Genomic DNA, 16,698 nt, shown 5'->3' on the forward strand with positions numbered 1-16,698 from the left:
AGTAGGACGCAGCCGAACATACTTTGTCAAAAGGGCCACCCCACACGGGTGGCCCTTTTGCATTCACGGGCCCCACCGCGCGACGTGGTGGCAGGTCCGTAGACTGCCGACCGACCGCACCAGCGAGGAGTGACCCCGTGTCCGAAGACCAGAACGGCCGTCGTGGCCAGAGCAGCCGCCCGTCGTCCGGTGGGGGTCCGCGCGGCGCCGGCGGCCAGGGTGGGAGCCGGGGGTCCTACGGCGGCCGGGGTGGTTCGTCCGGCGGGGGCCGGGGTGGTTCGTCCGGCGGGGGCCGGGGTGGTTCGTCCGGCGGGGGCCGGGGTGGTTCGTCCGGCGGGGGCCGGGGTGGTTCGTCCGGCGGTGGTTGGGGCGGTTCGAGCGACGGCCGGCGTGGTCCGCGTGACGACTCGCGTGGGGCGCCGGGTGCACGCCGAGGCCGGGACGACCGTGGCGGCCAGGGGCGCGAGCGTGGCGCTGGGACGTTCGACAACTCCGAGCGGCGAGGGGGACCGCGGCTGGCGCCGAAGAAGCCGAAGCTCCCCGAGCCCAGGATCGCCGAGGGCGTGACGGGCAAGGAGCTCGACCGTTCGGTGCACATGCAGCTGCGGACTCTGAGCAAGGAGAACGCCGAGGGTGTCGCCCAGCACCTCGTCATGGTGGCGGCGCTGCTCGAGGCCGAGGACGTCGAGGGTGCCGAGGCACACGCTGAGACGGCAGTGCGCCGGGCCGGACGCGTGCCGGCGGCTCGCGAGGCGCTCGGTATGGTCGCCTACCGCAAGGGGGAGTGGGCGCGGGCGCTCAGCGAGTTCCGGACGGTGCGCCGCTTGAGCGGCTCCTCGCACCTGCTGCCACTGATGGTCGACTGCGAGCGGGGGCTGGGCCGGCCCGAGCGCGCGCTCGAGCTGGCGACGTCCCCGGAGGCCAAGTCACTGGCGGTGGAGGAACGGGTCGAGCTGGCGATCGTGGTGTCCGGTATCCGTCGCGACCTCGGCCAGGCGGACGCCGCCCTGTTGGCCCTCGAGATCCCGCAGCTGCGGGGGTCCTCCCGAAAGCCGTACGCCGCGCGCCTGTCCTACGCCTACGCCGACGCGCTCCTCGCGCTGGGCCGGTCCGAGGAGGCGAGGGACTGGTTCGCCAAGGCCGTGGCCGCCGACGACGAGCTCGAGACCGACGCCGCCGACCGGCTGGCCGAGCTCGACGGCGTGGTCCTGACGGACCTGCTCGAGGGTGAGGACGACGACGAGGTGCAGTCCTAGGTGTCGGGTCTGATCGACCACTACTCCGGGGTCGTCTGCGACCTCGACGGCGTCGTCTACCGGGGCCCGGAGGCCGTCGACCACGCGGTCGAGGCATTGTCCGCACTCCCGGTGCCCGTGGTGTACGCGACGAACAACGCGTCCCGGCCCCCGGAGGAGGTCGCCGCGCACCTGACCGACTTGGGCCTGCACGTCACCGGTCGGGATGTCGCGACCAGCGCCCAAGCAGGCGCCGAGGAGCTGTTGCGTCACCTCCCGGGCGGCGCGGCTGTCCTCGCCGTCGGTGGGGATGGAGTGCGGGAAGCGCTGCGCGACAACGGGTTCCGGGTGGTCGACCCCAAGGCGGCGGGCGCTGACCCGGGCCTGCGCCTCGGCGGGGTGCTCCAGGGGTATGGCGCGTCCGTGACCGCGTCAGACCTCGCGGAGGCCACGTACGCCGTGGCCGCGGGCGCGGTCTGGGTCGCGACGAACACCGACGAGACGCTGCCCACCCACCGCGGTACCGCTCCGGGGAACGGCATGCTGGTCGCCGCCGTCCGTCGTGCCGTCGGACGCGACCCGATCGTGGTCGGCAAGCCCTACGCCCCGCTCTACGTCCTGTGTGCCAGCCGCCTGGGCCTGTCACCCCACTCGCTCCTCGCGGTCGGTGACCGGCTGGAGACCGACATCGCCGGTGCCGTCGCGGCCGGGTTGGACTCGGTCTTCGTGCTCACGGGGGTCGACTCGGTCCGCACCCTCGCCCGCGCGCCCCACGACCAGCGACCCACCTACCTGCTGCCGGACCTGCGCGAGCTCAGCGAGGTCTACGTGGGAGCCGAGACCGACTACACCTGGTGGGTGTGCGGCGGCGACCGGCGGCGGGTCGTCGACGGGGCGTGGGACGTCGCCACGAAGGGCTCCCCGGTCGAGGCGGCCCGGTCGGGCATCGCCTGTCTCCACGAAGCCCTCGACGACGACGAGATCGACCTCGCGACAGCCGACCGGCTCGCCGCAGAGCTGGACGAGTGGCAGTAGCGTGACACCGACGGACGACGAGCGTCCGTCCCGGGCGGGAGGACCACCATGGCATTCGAATCCGTACGCAGCTACGTCCAGCTGGCCAGCGGCCTCGGCGAGATGACCAAGGCGCGCGCGCTCGAGGCCGCGCAGGGGCTCCTGGCCCTGCCGGGCGCGGACGAGGTGACACGGCGCGCGGTCCAGGCGTCCACGCTGGCCGACCAGCTGCTCGAGGCGGCCAAGGCCAACCGCGACAACCTCGTCGCGCTGGTGCAGTCCGAGGTCGAGGCGGCGCTCAAGCGCGCGGACGTGGCACGGCTGGCTGACGTCGAGGCTGCCCGGACCTCGTTGGCCGCCCTCACCCGCGAGATCGCCGACCTGCGCTCCACGGTCCTGGCGGCCGGCGTGTCGGCAGTGAGCACTGCGTCACGGACCCCCTTGGGAGGCCTGGGCCGCCCGACCACCGGTGCGGTCAGCACGCGGACCGCCCGCATCGCGGAGGAGGCCGCGGACCGGCTCGGCGTCGCGGAGGTCGGAGAGGCCGTTGCCTCCGCCACCACCGCCGGCGGGGCCACGACCCGCGCGGGGGCCCCCCGGTCGGCGGCGTCGAAGTCGGCTGCGAAGAAGTCCGCCGCGAAGAAGTCCGCCGCGAAGAAGTCCGCGGCGAAGAAGACGACTGCAAAGAAGTCGGCTGCGAAGAAGGCAACTGCGACGAAGTCGGCTGCGACGAAGTCCGCGGCGAAGAAGTCTGCGTCCACCCGGTCCGCCGCGAAGGCGACCGCCCCCTCGGCCGCGAAGAAGTCCACGGCACAGAGGTCGACCACGAAGAGGTCGACCGCCAAGAAGGCGACCGCGACCAAGGCGACGACCGGCACCACCACGACCAGCACCTCGACCACCGGGTCGACGGCGACGAAGGCGACCACGTGAGCCAGACCCCGATCACCCCGGACACCGACGGAGCCCACGAGGACCCGCGCGAGGACCCCCGCGAGGAGGGAGCCCGCCAGGCGGTCCCCGTCCCGGGTGCAGGACTGGGCGCCCGGGCGACCGGCGACATCGTGATCGACTCGGCGCTGCAGGACCTGCGGGACGCGCCGGCCGACGACCTCGACGCCCAGATCGAGGCGGGCCGGCGGGTGCACCGCACCCTGCAGGGACGGCTGTCCGACCTCGGCGGCGAGTGACCGGCTCCGCCCGGCTCGACGTCGAGCTCGTCCGCCGTGGGTTGGCCCGCTCGCGCGGGCACGCCCGCAGCCTCGTCGAGGACGGCCTCGTCACGGTCGACGGCCAGCGGGCGACCAAGCCGTCGGCCCCGACCACCGAGGGCCAGCAGGTCGACGTGCGGGCCGAGGGCCCGCGCTGGGTCGGCCGCGCGGCATACAAGCTGGTCGGTGCGCTCGAGGAGTTCGGGCCACGCGGGCTGGAGGTGCAGGGGCGTCGCTGCCTCGACGTGGGGGCGTCGACCGGCGGGTTCACGCAGGTGCTGCTGCACCACGGCGCCGCCCACGTCGTCGCGCTCGACGTCGGCCACGACCAGCTGGTGCCCGAGGTGGCCGGCGACCCGCGGGTGACCGAACGCTCCGGCACCACCGTCCGGGGGTTGTCCCCCGACGACATCGGGGGACCGGTCGACGTCCTCGTGGCGGACCTGAGCTTCATCTCGCTGACCCTCGTCCTGCCCGAGCTCCGGTCGCTCCTTCGCGACGACGGGGACGCGGTGGTGCTGGTGAAGCCCCAGTTCGAGGTGGGGCGCAGCCGCCTGGGCAAGGGCGGGATCGTCCGCGCGCAGGGCGACCGTGCCTGGGCGGTGACCGACGTCGCGCGGGCCGCGATCGAGGCCGGCCTGCACCCCAAGGGCCTCGCCGCCAGCCCGGTCGTGGGCACGGAGGGTAACGCCGAGTACCTCCTGTGGCTGACCCCCCGCGCTACGGAGTCGATGGGATGGCAGGCTCTGGTGAGGGCCGCCGACGAGGTGAGCGCCCCGTGAGCGCGAAGGGAGCCCCGTGAGCACCGGAGACAACCGCAGGATCCTGCTGGTCGCCCACCCGCGGCGGCAGGAGGCCACGGCCGTCGCCCTCGGGGTGGTCGACCGCCTGCACGACGCGGGCATCGGCGTGGTCATGGCCCGCGAGGAGGCCGACGCGCTCGGGCTCTCCTCGCACCACGGCGTCACCGTCGCCGAGGGCGGCAACCCTGCGCGCGGCTGCGAGCTCGTCTGCGTCCTCGGCGGCGACGGGACCATCCTGCGCGGGGCCGAGGTCTCGCGCGGCAGCGGTGCGCCGCTCCTCGGCGTGAACCTCGGGCACGTCGGCTTCCTCGCCGAGGCCGAGCGCGAGGACATCTCCGCCACCGTGGAGCACATCGTGCGACGCGCCTACACCGTCGAGGAACGGATGACCCTCGACGTGACCGCCCACGTCGACGGCACCCCGGTCTACAGCAGCTGGGCACTCAACGAGGTCACCGTCGAGAAGGCGAACCGCGAGCGGATGCTCGAGATCGTCGCCGAGATCGACGGCCGCCCGCTCACGACCTGGGGCTGCGACGGCGTCGTCGTCGCGACGCCGACCGGCTCCACGGCATACGCGTTCTCCGCCGGGGGGCCGGTGGTGTGGCCGGACGTCGAGGCGCTCCTGCTGGTGCCGATCAGCGCGCACGCGCTCTTCGCCCGACCCCTCGTCGTCGGGCCGAACTCCCACCTGGCGCTCGAGGTGGTCCAGGACACCCTCGGCACCGGTGCCTTGTGGTGCGACGGGCGCCGCGCGGTGGACCTGCCGCCGGGCGCGCGCATCGAGGCCGTCCGCTCGGCCACCCCGGTGCGTCTGGCGCGCCTGAGCACCTCGCCGTTCACCGACCGGCTCGTGGCCAAGTTCGACCTGTCCATCCACGGCTGGCGCGGCGAGGCGCGACGCGAGGCCCGACGGAGCAAGGAGAAGGGGACCGGGGGGGCGGGAGGAAGCGTGCCGCCCGTGGGCTCCGCCTCGTCGGTGCCGACCGGAGCCGCGACGCCCCCTCGCGCGTGAAGCGCGACGCCAGCGCGCGTGTGAGCCCGGACGCCCCCTCGCGCGTGAAGCGCGACGCCAGCGCCCGCCTGGGCCGCGGCGTCACCGCTGCGTGAGAGGCTGTGCCCCGTGCTCCAGGAACTGCGGATCCAGCGACTCGGCGTCATCGACGACGCCGTGCTGGACCTGCACCCCGGCCTCAACGTCGTCACGGGTGAGACCGGTGCCGGCAAGACCATGGTCGTGACCGGCCTCGGGCTGCTGCTCGGGGCGCGCTCCGACGCCGGCCTCGTGCGGTCCGGCGAGGCCAACGCGGTCGTCGAGGGGCTCGTCGACGTGCCCGTGGACCACCCGGCGGCCGTGCGTGCCGCCGAGGCCGGGGCCGATGTGTCCGACGGGCTGGTGCTGGTCCGCTCGGTGAGCGCCGAGGGCCGGTCCCGCGCGCACGTGGGCGGCCGCAGCGCCCCTGTGGGTGTCCTGGCCGAGGTCGGGGAGCACCTCGTGGCCGTGCACGGCCAGGCCGACCAGTGGCGGCTGCGCCAGAGCGACCAGCACCGGGCGGTGCTCGACACCTTCGGCGGGGCCGCCGTGCGCGAGGCCGCGCAGGCGTACACCACCGTCTACGACGAGCACGAGGCCGCCGTGCGCGAGCTCGCCGAGCTGCGGCAGCAGGGGCGCGAGCGCGCGCAGGAGATCGAGGTCCTCGAGCACGGCCTCGCCCAGCTCGAGCAGCTCGACCCGCAGCCCGGGGAGGACGCCGACCTGCGCGTCGAGGACGAACGCCTCAGCCACGCGGAGGGCCTGCGCACCGCGTCCGCCCAGGCCCTGGTGCACCTCGCCGGGGACGAGGAGTATGCCGCCGAGCCCGTGCCGAACGCGATGGCCGTCGTCGCCGCGGCGCGCCAGGCGCTGGCGGGTGAGGTCGAGCACGACCCCGCCCTGCGCGAGCTCGACCGCCGCCTCGCCGAGGTGGGCTACCTCGTGGGCGACATCGCCGCCGACCTCAGCTCCTACGTGACCGACGTCGACGTCGACCCGGGCCGCCTGGCGTTCGTCCAGCAGCGCCGGGCCGACCTGACCGCCCTCACCCGCAAGTACGGCGACACCATTGACGACGTGCTCGGGTGGGGCCGCGCCGCCGCCAAGCGACTGGACACCCTGCTGGGCTCGGACTCCCGGATCGAGGAGCTCGAGCAGCTGGTCGACGAGCTCGCGGCCCGCCGCGACACGGCGGCGGCCGCCCTCACGGCAGCCCGCACCGAGGCGGCCGCGGCCCTCGCCGAGGCGGTGACCGCCGAGCTCGCCCACCTGGCCATGGGCTCGGCCACGATCGAGGTCCGGGTGAGTCCGCGCGCTGCCGGACCGGCCCGCCACGGCGCCGACGACGTCGAGGTGATGCTCGCTGCCAACCCCGGCGCGCCCGCCCGTACCGTCGCCAAGGCCGCCTCCGGTGGTGAGCTGTCCCGGGTCATGCTCGCGCTCGAGGTCGTCACCGGCGCGTCCGGCGGGGTCGACGTCCCGACCTTCGTCTTCGACGAGGTCGACGCCGGGGTCGGCGGCGCGGCGGCCCTCGACGTCGGGGCGCGGCTCGCCGCGCTCGCCCGCCACGCGCAGGTGGTGGTGGTGACGCACCTGCCGCAGGTCGCGGCATACGCCGACCGGCACCTCGTCGTGCGCAAGGCCAACGACGGGCACATCACCTCCAGCGGCGTGCACGCCGTCGAGGGCGAGGAGCGGCTGCGCGAGCTGGCCCGGATGATGGCCGGCGTCGACACCGGGACCTCCCTCGAGCACGCGCGCGAGCTCGTCGAGCAGACCACCCTGCGACGGGCCGCAGCGACGAGCTGACCCCGTCCGGACCAACGCGAGACACCCCACATCCCCCGCGTGGGGCGCACGGCCGGCTGCTCCCACCATGGGAGGATGAACGAACGATGCCACTGAAGATCCCACGCCAGCGCGCCCGCGTCCCCGACAGCCCGGGGGTCCGCGGGCCGGTCCGCGTCGACGCCCGCACCAAGAACCTCACCAAGCGGCTGCGGCCCGGGGAGATCGCGGTCATCGACCACCAGGACATCGACAAGGTCAGTGCCGAGGCGCTGCTCGCCTGCCGTCCCGCGGCGGTCGTCAACGCCTCGCCCTCGATCAGCGGCCGCTACCCCAACCTCGGCCCCGAGATCCTCGTCGAGGCGGGCATCCCCCTGGTCGACAACGTCGGTCGCGACGTCATGCACGACCTGCACGAGGGCCAGCTGGTCCGCGTCGAGGGCGGGGAGGTCTGGGTCGAGGACACCGTCGTCGCCCGCGGGCAGGCCTTCGACCAGGAGCTCGTGCAGGCTGCGATGACCGAGGCCCGCGCCGGTCTCGCCGTGCAGCTCGAGGCGTTCGCCGCGAACACGATGGAGTACCTGCGCCGGGAGCGCGAGCTGCTGCTCGACGGCGTCGGCGTGCCGGACATCACCACGGACCTCGAGGGCAAGCACGCGCTGATCGTCGTCCGCGGGTACCACTACAAGGAGGACCTCAAGACCCTCCGCAGCTACATCCGCGAGTACCGGCCGGTGCTCGTCGGCGTCGACGGGGGAGCCGACGCGCTCGTCGAGGAGGGCCTCAAGCCCGACATGATCGTCGGCGACATGGACTCGGTGTCCGACGCGGCGCTGCGCTGCGGGGCCGAGATCGTCGTCCACGCCTATCGCGACGGGAACGCCCCCGGGCTGGAGCGCGTGCGTCGCCTCGGCGTCGAGCCGGTGGTCTTCCCCGCGACCGGTACGAGCGAGGACGTCGCGATGCTGCTCGCCGACGACAAGGGCGCAGAGCTCATCGTGGCCGTCGGCACGCACGCCACGCTCGTGGAGTTCCTCGACAAGGGCCGCAGCGGCATGGCGAGCACGTTCCTCACCCGGCTGCGGGTGGGCGGCAAGCTGGTCGACGCCAAGGGCGTGAGCCGGCTCTACCGCTCCCGGATCTCCAACCTGACCCTCATCTTCATGCTCCTCGTCGGCCTCAGCGCGCTCTTCGCCGCGCTGTGGTCGACGACCGGCGGCCGCGCCCTGCTCCAGGTGCTCGCGGCTCGCTGGGATGACCTCTGGTCCTTCGTCGTAGGAACTGTCACGTGATCGACTTCCGCTACCACCTCGTCTCCATCGTCTCGATCTTCCTGGCCCTCGCCGTGGGGATCGTGCTCGGTGCCGGCCCCCTCAAGGAGGACCTGGGCAACACCCTGACGTCGGAGGTGAAGAACCTGCGCACCGACAAGGCCGCGCTGCGGACCGAGCTAGACGCCGCCGACAAGGCCGCCAAGGCGCGCGACGACTTCACCGAGGCGAGCAACCGCAGCCTGCTGGCCGGCCGGCTCACCGACACGACCGTGAGCGTCATCGCGCTGCCCGGCGCCGACCAGGGCGTCGTGAAGGCCACGAGTGCCACGCTCGCCGCCGCCGGCGCCAAGATCGGGTCCACCGTGACCGTCCAGGACGCGTGGGTCGACCCCGACAAGGCGACCTTCCGGGCGACGCTGGGTTCCAACCTCGCCAGCGGCGTGGGGGTGCCGGTCGACGAGGGCGGCAGCGACGTCGTCAACGCCGTGCTCGCGCGGTCGGTGCTGACCAAGGCCGGGTCGACCGCGCAGGGAGCCCGCGCCGCCCTGGAGTCGCTGCGCACCGGCGAGCTGGTCAAGTACTCCGGCACCGTCGTCCCGTCGACGGTCGCCGTGGTCGTGGCCGGCCCGGTCGCGGGCAACAGCGCCGACGACCGCACCACGCGCGCCACCGCCCTCGCCAAGCTCGCCGGGGCGATCGACGACGCGGGCGCCGGGGCCGTCCTCGTGACGCCGACCCTCGACCCGAAGGCGACGGGGGCCGCGTCCGTGGTCACGACCGCCCGCGCCGACGGCGACCTCACCAAGCAGCTGTCGACGGTCGACGACGTCGACCTCCCGATGGGTCAGGCGAGCGTCGTCTTCGGGCTGCTCGAGCAGGAGGCCGGCCGGGCCGGGCAGTACGGCCTGGCCGCCGACGCCGCCGCCGCGTTCCCGCAGCTGGCCACGAAGTAGGGCAGTCGTGCGCGCCCCCGTGCCCGGACTGGTCCCCGGCCTCGTCGCCGGCGTCACCGGGTCCCTCGCCCTGCGGGCGCTGCGGGCCGCGCCGCCCGGCGGCGCAGCCCGGTGGGAGCGGACCAACCACGCCGGCCGCCCGGTGACCCTGCTCGAGGGTCCGGCGTATGCCGTGGGGGCCGCGACCGGCGCCGCCCTCCTCGGCGGCGGGCCGGCGCCGGTGCTCGCCACGACGACTGCGGCCGCCCTCGGCGCGCTCGACGACCTCGCCGGCGACTCCAGCAGCAAGGGCCTGCGCGGCCACCTCGGCGCCCTCGCCCGCGGTGAGGTCACGACTGGGGCGGTCAAGGTGCTGGGGTTGGCCCTGACCGGGCTCGCCACGGCCGCGCTGGTGGACCGCGGCGAGCGGGGCCCCCGGGGTGGGGACGGGCCGAGCGCGCTCGACACGCTCGTGGGGGGAGCGGTCGTGGCCGGCACGGCGAACCTGTTCAACCTGCTCGACCTGCGACCCGGTCGCGCGCTCAAGGCAACCCTGGCGCTCGGCGCGGTGGCAGCGACGCGCCCCCGGTCGGTGGTGGCCGGTGCCTCGGCCGCCGGGGCTGCCGTCGGCCTGCTGCGCCCGGACCTCGCAGGGGAGTCGATGCTGGGCGACACCGGCGCCAACGCCGCCGGGGCGCTGCTGGGCACCGCCATCGTGCAGGGGGCCGGCCGCCGCGGGCGCTGGACCGCCCTGGCGGTGCTCGTCGGGCTCACGCTCGCCTCGGAGAAGGTGTCGTTCACGAAGGTCATCGAGTCGACGCCGGTGCTGCGCGAGCTGGACGCCCTGGGGCGCCCGTGACCGCGACGTCCGTGGGGACCTCGATCGCCCGAGCGGCCGGCATCATCGCCGTCGCCACGCTGCTCAGCCGCCTGGCCGGGTTCGCCCGGACGCTGGTGTTCTCCCAGAACGTCGGCACGACCAGCGTCGGTGACGTCTACCAGACCATCAACCTGGTCCCCAACGTCGTGTACGAGGTCGCCGCCGGGGGAGTGCTGGCCGCCGTCGCCGTGCCGCTCATCGCCGGCCAGCTCGGGCTCGGCAAGGAGCGGGAGGCCGACGAGACCGCCTCGGCACTGCTGTCGTGGGCCGTGGTGGTCCTGCTGCCCCTCAGCCTGCTGCTCGCCCTCGTCTCCCCGTGGCTGAGTCGAGCCCTGCTGGGGGCCGGCGCCTCCGACCCCGAGGCGACCCTGGGCCGGCACATGCTCGTGCTCTTCGCACCCCAGGTCCTGCTCTACGGCATCGGCATCGTGCTCAGCGGCGTCCTGCAGGCCCGGCGCCGGTTCCTCGCCGCGGCGCTCGCGCCGCTGCTGTCCAGCCTCGTCGTCATCGCGTCGTACCTCACGTACGGCCAGCTGGTCGACCGGTCGGCGACCACCGCGGCCACCGTGTCAGACGGCGCGGTGTGGGTGCTCGCGGGCGGCACCACCCTGGGCGTGGTGGTGCTGAGCCTGCCGCTGCTCGTGCCGACCCTGCGGGCCGGTGTCCGGCTGCGCCCCACCCTGCGCTTCCCCGACGGCGCGGCGCGGCGCGCGGGGTCGCTCGCCGGTGCCGGTGTGGTGGCGCTGCTCGCCCAGCAGGGGGCGGTGCTGGCCACCCTCTGGGTCACCCACCACCGCACCGACGCCGTCGGCGCCGTGAACGTCTACTCCTACGTCCAGGCCGTCTACCTGCTGCCGTATGCCGTGCTCGCCGTGCCGATCGCGACCTCGGCGTTCCCTGCGCTGGCCCACACCGCTGCCGCCGAGTCGGCCGACGCCGAGCTCCTGCCCGGCACCGCCGCGCGCGACACCCTCGCCCGCAGCCTGCGCGGGATCCTGCTGCTGGTGTCCGGCGCCGCCGCGGTGCTCATGGCGGTCGCCCAGCCGGTCGGGGAGTTCTTCCGCTCGATCGACCCCGGCGCGCACGGGGCCACGCCAGGCACGCGGGGCTCGGGCGCGGAGGCGCTGGCCGCCCTCCCCGGCGCGCTCTCGGCATACGCACCGGGGGTGGTGGGCTTCGCGGTGGCTGCCCTGCTCACCCGTGCCCTGTACGTGCGCGGCCGCCCGCTCTACGCCGCCCTTGCGGTCGCTGCAGGCTGGGCCGTGACGGCCCTGGGGCCGATCGCCCTGCTGCCGGAGGGCTCCAGCGCAGCGTCGACCCTCGGGGTGCTGGGTGTCTCCTCGACGGTCGGCATGACGCTGTCCGCCGCCGTCCTGGCGCTGCTCGTGCGGCAGGCGTGGGGCCCGGAGGCACTGGCCGGCAGCGGCAGGACGCTGGGCGCGGCGCTCGTGGGCGTTGCGGTCGGGTTCGGGGTCGGTGACACCGCGGCACGGTCGATGCAGCCGCAGGGCGTGGTGTCCGCGCTCGCCGCCGGTGTGGCCGTGGCTCTGCTCACCGGCCTGTCCTACCTGTTCGTGATGGCGGTGGGGGACCGGCGCTCGATGCAGGCCCTGCGCGAGCGGGGCCGCCGGCGCCGCCGCGGAGCGGCCGCGTGAGGGTCGTCCAGCTGCTCGGTCGCAGCACCGGCGGCATCGGCACCCACGTGGTCGAGCTCACCCGGGAGCTGCGAGCCCTGGGCGACGACGTCGTGGTCGTCACCGACGGCCTCACCGCGAGCACGTTCGGCCTGTCCGACGCGCTGGTGGCGTGGCCCGGGGGACACGGGGGCCTCGCGGGTGCGCTCCGCTCCCTGCGCACCCTCCGGCGCACCGCCGCCACCGCCGACGTCCTGCACGCCCACGGCCACCAGGCTGGCCTCGTCGCCGTCCTCGCGACGCTGGGCCTGCGCACGCCTGTGGTCGTCAGCCAGCACAACGCCGTCCTCGCCGCCGGCTGGCGGCGCAGGCTGCTCGACCTGGCCCAGCAGGTCGTCGCCCGCCGCGCCGACCTCGTCACGGGAGCGAGCAGCGACCTCGTCGAGGAGGCGCGCCGCCTCGGGGCGCGTGACGCCCGGCTGGCCCCTGTGCCCTCCCCGCGCGTACCGGCCCTGCTGTCGGCGACACCGCCCGACGACGCAGGGCGGCGCGCGGCGGCACGGGACCTGTTGCGCGACAACGGCATCGACCGGCCCGGCGAGCCGCGCCTCGTCCTCACCATCGCCCGCATCGCCCCGCAGAAGGACCTCGACACGCTCGTCGAGGCCACCCGTGCCCTCGTCCCGCACGCCGTCTGGGTGGTGGTCGGCGGCGGCGAGGAGTCCCTGCTCGCCCGCCTGTCGCAGCGCGCCGGCCGGGACGGGCTGCCCGTGCACTTCGTGGGTCCGCAGGCCGACCCGGACCGCTGGCTGCAGGCCGCGGACGTGTTCGTGCTCGCCTCGCGCTGGGAGGCGCGGGCGCTGGTCGTCCAGGAGGCGATGGCGGCGGGCGTGCCCGTCGTGGCGACGGACACCGGCGGTCTGCGCGACCTCGTCGAGGGTGCCGGCACCCTCGTGCCGGTGGGCGACGCGGCCGCAGTCGCGGCGGCGGTCACGGCATACCTCACGGACCCGGCGGCGCACCGCGTCGCGGCGGACGCCGGTCGCGAGCGGGCCGCATCGTGGGACGACGGCGAACGGACGGCGCGTCGCTGGCACGAGTGGTACCGAGCCACGCTCCGGATGACGTAGGCTTGAACCCCGTGGTGGAGCAGACGAAACACATCTTCGTGACCGGGGGCGTTGCCTCTTCGCTCGGCAAGGGGCTCACGGCCTCGAGCCTCGGACATCTGCTCAGGGCCCGCGGTCTGCGGGTCACCATGCAGAAGCTGGACCCCTACCTCAACGTCGACCCCGGGACGATGAACCCGTTCCAGCACGGTGAGGTGTTCGTCACCGACGACGGGGCCGAGACCGACCTCGACATCGGCCACTACGAGCGCTTCCTCGACGTGCCGCTCGTGGGCAAGGCGAACGTCACGACCGGTCAGGTCTACAGCGACGTCATCGCCAAGGAGCGCCGCGGCGAGTACCTCGGCGACACGGTGCAGGTGATCCCGCACATCACCAACGAGATCAAGGCCCGCATGCGCGCGCAGGCCGCCGGCAGCGAGGGCGTCAGCAGCGCCGACGCTCCCGACGTCATCATCACCGAGATCGGCGGCACCGTCGGCGACATCGAGTCGCTGCCGTTCCTCGAGGCAGCCCGCCAGGTCCGCCACGACGTGGGCCGCGACAACGTGTTCTTCCTGCACGTCTCGCTCGTGCCGTACCTCGCGCCCAGCGGGGAGCTCAAGACCAAGCCGACGCAGCACTCCGTCGCGGCCCTGCGCCAGGTCGGCATCCAGCCCGACGGGCTCGTGCTGCGCGCCGACCGCGAGATCCCCGAGGGCATCAAGCGCAAGATCTCGCTCATGTGCGACGTCGACACGGAGGCGTGCGCCGCCGCCGTCGACGCACCGAGCATCTACGACATCCCGAAGGTCCTGCACAAGGAGGGCCTGGACGCCTACGTGATCCGCCGCCTGGGCCTGCCCTTCCGCGACGTCGACTGGCACGACTGGGACGAGCTGCTGCGTCGGGTGCACAACCCCGAGCACGAGGTCGAGATCGCCCTCGTCGGCAAGTACATCGACCTGCCCGACGCGTACCTGTCCGTCACCGAGGCGCTGCGCGCCGGCGGGTTCCACCACGACGCCAAGGTGCGCATCCGCTGGGTCGCCAGCGACGAGTGCCAGACCGAACTCGGGGCGCAGAAGGCGCTCGGCGGCGTCGACGCGGTGCTCGTCCCCGGCGGGTTCGGCGTGCGCGGCATCGAGGGCAAGGTCGGCGCGCTGCGCTGGGCCCGCGAGCGCCAGGTGCCGACCCTGGGCATCTGCCTGGGCCTGCAGTGCATGGTGATCGAGTACGCGCGCAACGTCGCCGGCATCGAGGGCGCGAGCTCGACCGAGTTCGACCCGCAGACCCCGGCCCCGGTCATCGCGACCATGGAGGAGCAGAAGGCGTTCGTCGAGGGTGCCGGCGACCTCGGCGGCACGATGCGCCTCGGCGCGCAGGAGGCCAAGCTGCTCGACGGCTCGATCGTCGCCGAGGCGTACGGCTCGACCACCGCCACCGAGCGCCACCGCCACCGCTACGAGGTCAACAACGAGTACCTCGACCGGCTCGCCAAGGCCGGGCTGGTCATCAGCGGCACCCACCCCGAGTGGGGCCTCGTGGAGTTCGTCGAGCTCGACCGCGGCGAGCACCCGTACTACGTCGCGACCCAGGCGCACCCGGAGTTCAAGTCGCGGCCGCACCGCGCGCACCCGCTCTTCGCGGGGCTCGTGGGCGCGGCCCTTGACGCCCAGCGCGCCTCGCGGCTCGTCGAGGTCGAGCGGCCCAAGGTCGCCGCCGACGCGAACGCCTGACGCGGTGGGGGACCAGCCCGTCGAGCAGCCCGCCGAACGGCATGCCGGCACGCACGCCGGCCAGCTCGCCGACCGGTTCGAGGGCCGTCCCGTCGTCTCCACCGAGGTCGCGATGCACGGCCTCGTGTGGGACGTCGTGCGCGACCGGGTCGACCTCGGTGAGGCCGGGGAGGTCACGCGCGAGTACGTGCGCCACCCCGGCGCCGTCGCCGTCGCCGCGCTCGACGAGCAGGGCCGGATCTGCCTGATCCAGCAGTACCGGCACCCGGTGCGCGCCTTCGAGTGGGAGATCCCTGCGGGCCTGCTCGACGTCGACGGCGAGCCGCCGCACCGTGCCGCGGCCCGCGAGCTGCACGAGGAGGCCGACCTCACCGCCGGGACGTGGAACGTCCTCGCCGACTACGTCAGCTCCCCGGGTGGCCTGGACGAGGGGCTGCGCATCTTCCTCGCGCGGGACCTCGCCGAGGTGCCGCACGGCGAGCGGCACGACCGCGACGGCGAGGAGCTGGGTATGCCGGTGCGCTGGGTGCTGCTGGAGGAGGTCCGCGACGCGGTCCTCGCCGGGCGGGTGCACAACGCGACCCTGGCCATCGCAGCCCTGGCCGCACTCGCGGCCCGCGACCTCGACTGGTCGACCCTGCGCCCAGCCGACGCGCCCTGGCCCGGGCACCCGCACCTGCGCGGCTGAGCGAACGGGCGCACGGCAGCTCGACGTGCTCCCAAGCGCCCGACCCGTAGGCTCGGGCGCATGTTCCTCGAGAACGTCGTCGTCGACTCCGCAGATCCGGGCCGCCTGGGCCGGTTCTGGGAGCGAGCGCTCGGCGCCACGACCCTGACCGACGAGCCCGAGGGCTACGAGACCCGCCTGGCCGTCGAGGGCGGTCCCGTCCTCGACCTGTGCTTCCAGCGCGTCGAGCACCCGTCGACCGCGGCGCCCAGGCTGCACCTCGACCTGTACGGCGGTCCGGACCGGTACGCCGTCGTCGAGCGCCTCCTGGGCCTCGGCGCCTCGCACGCCGACATCGGGCAGGGCGACGTGCCGTGGGTGGTCCTGGCGGACCCCGAGGGGCACCCGTTCTGCGTCCTCGAGGCGCGTCCGGCCTACCGCGACACCGGCCCTGTCGCGGCGATCCCCGTGCTGGGCGGCGACCCGGAGCAGGTCGCCGCGTTCTGGTCCGAGCTGAGCGGCTGGCAGCGGTACGACGGCGTCGAGCCGGTCTCGCTGCGCCACCCCAGCGGCCGTGGCCTCGTGCTCGAGTTCTTCCCCGAGGACGAGCCCAAGCGGGACAAGAACCGGATGCACCTCGACCTGCGGCTCGAGGCGGGTGACGACCGCGCTGCCGTGTTCGCCCGCGTCGAGGAGCTCGGCGCCCGCCGGCTCGAGCACGACTGGGGCGACCTGCCCTGGACCAGCTTCACCGACCCGGCCGGCAACGAGTTCTGCATCCTGCCCGCGAGCACCGCGTGAGCGTCTTCGGGGCGGCGGTTCCCGCCCCGCGCGAGTGCCCCTGTGGCAGCGGACAGGCCTACGTCACCTGCTGCGCGCCGATGCACCACGGCGAGCGCGAGGCCACGACCGCCGTGCAGCTCATGCGCTCGCGGTATGCCGCGTACGTCGTCGGGGACGAGGCGTACCTCCTGCGGACGTGGCACCCCCGCACCCGGCCGGCCGACCTCGGGCTCGGCCACGCGGGGACGCCGCGCTGGCTCGGTCTCAGCATCCTGGCCACGGCGGACGGCAACGAGGGGGACTCGGCCGGGGAGGTCGAGTTCGAGGCCCGGCACGTGGGTGGGGTGATGCGCGAGCGCAGCGCCTTCAGCCGGCGGGCGGGCCACTGGGTCTACGTCGACGGGACGGTGGAGGAGGCCGACGGCCTCACCACCCCGGACGAGGCGACGGACGCGCGGGTCGAGCGGCGCTGAGGCTGCGGCGCCTGGCCCACGCGGGTGCGCCCCGGGGTGCGGCGGGGTGCGGCGAGCGGTGCGGCGGGGCGCAGCGAGTGGCGCGACAAACCGGTTCGTCGCCCTCCGCGCACGGTCCGTAGG

16 protein-coding genes are annotated in these 16,698 nt (G+C 74.6%); all 16 read left to right on the top strand.

Going from position 1 to position 16,698, the window contains the following annotated elements; translation table 11 throughout:
• Positions 1-563 precede the first annotated feature (563 nt).
• The 16 genes from RKE38_RS18330 (at position 564) to RKE38_RS18405 (ending at position 16,575) form a co-directional block, all read left to right on the top strand.
• Complete coding sequence (locus RKE38_RS18330; RefSeq protein ID WP_316008919.1) at positions 564-1,256, top strand: tetratricopeptide repeat protein; 693 nt, start codon at positions 564-566, stop codon at positions 1,254-1,256.
• Positions 1,257-2,270, top strand: coding sequence for an HAD-IIA family hydrolase (locus RKE38_RS18335; protein ID WP_316008920.1), 1,014 nt, complete (start codon positions 1,257-1,259; stop codon positions 2,268-2,270).
• A gap of 48 nt (positions 2,271-2,318) precedes the next feature.
• A complete protein-coding gene (locus tag RKE38_RS18340) occupies positions 2,319-3,182 on the top strand; it encodes a hypothetical protein (RefSeq protein WP_316008921.1) in 864 nt (287 codons plus the stop codon).
• The gene (locus RKE38_RS18345; protein ID WP_316008922.1) at positions 3,179-3,439 is read left to right on the top strand and encodes a hypothetical protein; all 261 of its coding nucleotides are present in this window, start codon (positions 3,179-3,181) and stop codon (positions 3,437-3,439) included. Before RKE38_RS18340 ends, RKE38_RS18345 begins: the two co-directional genes overlap by 4 nt.
• The gene (locus RKE38_RS18350) at positions 3,436-4,242 is read left to right on the top strand and encodes a TlyA family RNA methyltransferase (protein WP_316008923.1); all 807 of its coding nucleotides are present in this window, start codon (positions 3,436-3,438) and stop codon (positions 4,240-4,242) included. The genes RKE38_RS18345 and RKE38_RS18350 overlap by 4 nt, the downstream gene beginning before the upstream one ends.
• A 16-nt stretch (positions 4,243-4,258) precedes the next feature.
• A complete protein-coding gene (locus RKE38_RS18355) occupies positions 4,259-5,278 on the top strand; it encodes an NAD kinase (protein WP_316008924.1) in 1,020 nt (339 codons plus the stop codon).
• 108 nt (positions 5,279-5,386) lie between these two features.
• A complete protein-coding gene (gene recN / locus RKE38_RS18360) occupies positions 5,387-7,105 on the top strand; it encodes a DNA repair protein RecN (RefSeq protein ID WP_316008925.1) in 1,719 nt (572 codons plus the stop codon).
• A gap of 86 nt (positions 7,106-7,191) precedes the next feature.
• The gene (gene steA, locus RKE38_RS18365) at positions 7,192-8,376 is read left to right on the top strand and encodes a putative cytokinetic ring protein SteA (RefSeq protein ID WP_316008926.1); all 1,185 of its coding nucleotides are present in this window, start codon (positions 7,192-7,194) and stop codon (positions 8,374-8,376) included.
• On the top strand, positions 8,373-9,311 hold the full coding sequence (locus RKE38_RS18370) for a copper transporter (protein WP_316008927.1): 939 nt from the start codon (positions 8,373-8,375) through the stop codon (positions 9,309-9,311). The genes steA and RKE38_RS18370 overlap by 4 nt, the downstream gene beginning before the upstream one ends.
• 7 nt (positions 9,312-9,318) lie before the next feature.
• A complete protein-coding gene (locus RKE38_RS18375; protein WP_316008928.1) occupies positions 9,319-10,149 on the top strand; it encodes a hypothetical protein in 831 nt (276 codons plus the stop codon).
• Positions 10,146-11,825, top strand: a complete 1,680-nt coding sequence (gene murJ / locus RKE38_RS18380; RefSeq protein ID WP_316008929.1) for a murein biosynthesis integral membrane protein MurJ — start codon at positions 10,146-10,148, stop codon at positions 11,823-11,825. Before RKE38_RS18375 ends, murJ begins: the two co-directional genes overlap by 4 nt.
• Positions 11,822-12,934, top strand: a complete 1,113-nt coding sequence (locus RKE38_RS18385) for a glycosyltransferase family 4 protein (RefSeq protein ID WP_316008930.1) — start codon at positions 11,822-11,824, stop codon at positions 12,932-12,934. Before murJ ends, RKE38_RS18385 begins: the two co-directional genes overlap by 4 nt.
• A gap of 11 nt (positions 12,935-12,945) precedes the next feature.
• Complete coding sequence (locus tag RKE38_RS18390) at positions 12,946-14,652, top strand: CTP synthase (RefSeq protein WP_316008931.1); 1,707 nt, start codon at positions 12,946-12,948, stop codon at positions 14,650-14,652.
• Between the two features lie 4 nt (positions 14,653-14,656).
• Positions 14,657-15,340 (top strand): NUDIX domain-containing protein, encoded by a 684-nt coding sequence (locus RKE38_RS18395; protein ID WP_410055483.1) that lies wholly within the window; start codon positions 14,657-14,659, stop codon positions 15,338-15,340.
• A gap of 60 nt (positions 15,341-15,400) precedes the next feature.
• On the top strand, positions 15,401-16,120 hold the full coding sequence (locus RKE38_RS18400) for a VOC family protein (protein WP_316008932.1): 720 nt from the start codon (positions 15,401-15,403) through the stop codon (positions 16,118-16,120).
• Complete coding sequence (locus RKE38_RS18405) at positions 16,117-16,575, top strand: YchJ family protein (protein ID WP_316008933.1); 459 nt, start codon at positions 16,117-16,119, stop codon at positions 16,573-16,575. The genes RKE38_RS18400 and RKE38_RS18405 overlap by 4 nt, the downstream gene beginning before the upstream one ends.
• Positions 16,576-16,698 lie beyond the last annotated feature (123 nt).

The sequence above is a fragment of the Phycicoccus sp. M110.8 genome (assembly GCF_032464895.1).
Lineage (GTDB): Bacteria > Actinomycetota > Actinomycetes > Actinomycetales > Dermatophilaceae > Pedococcus.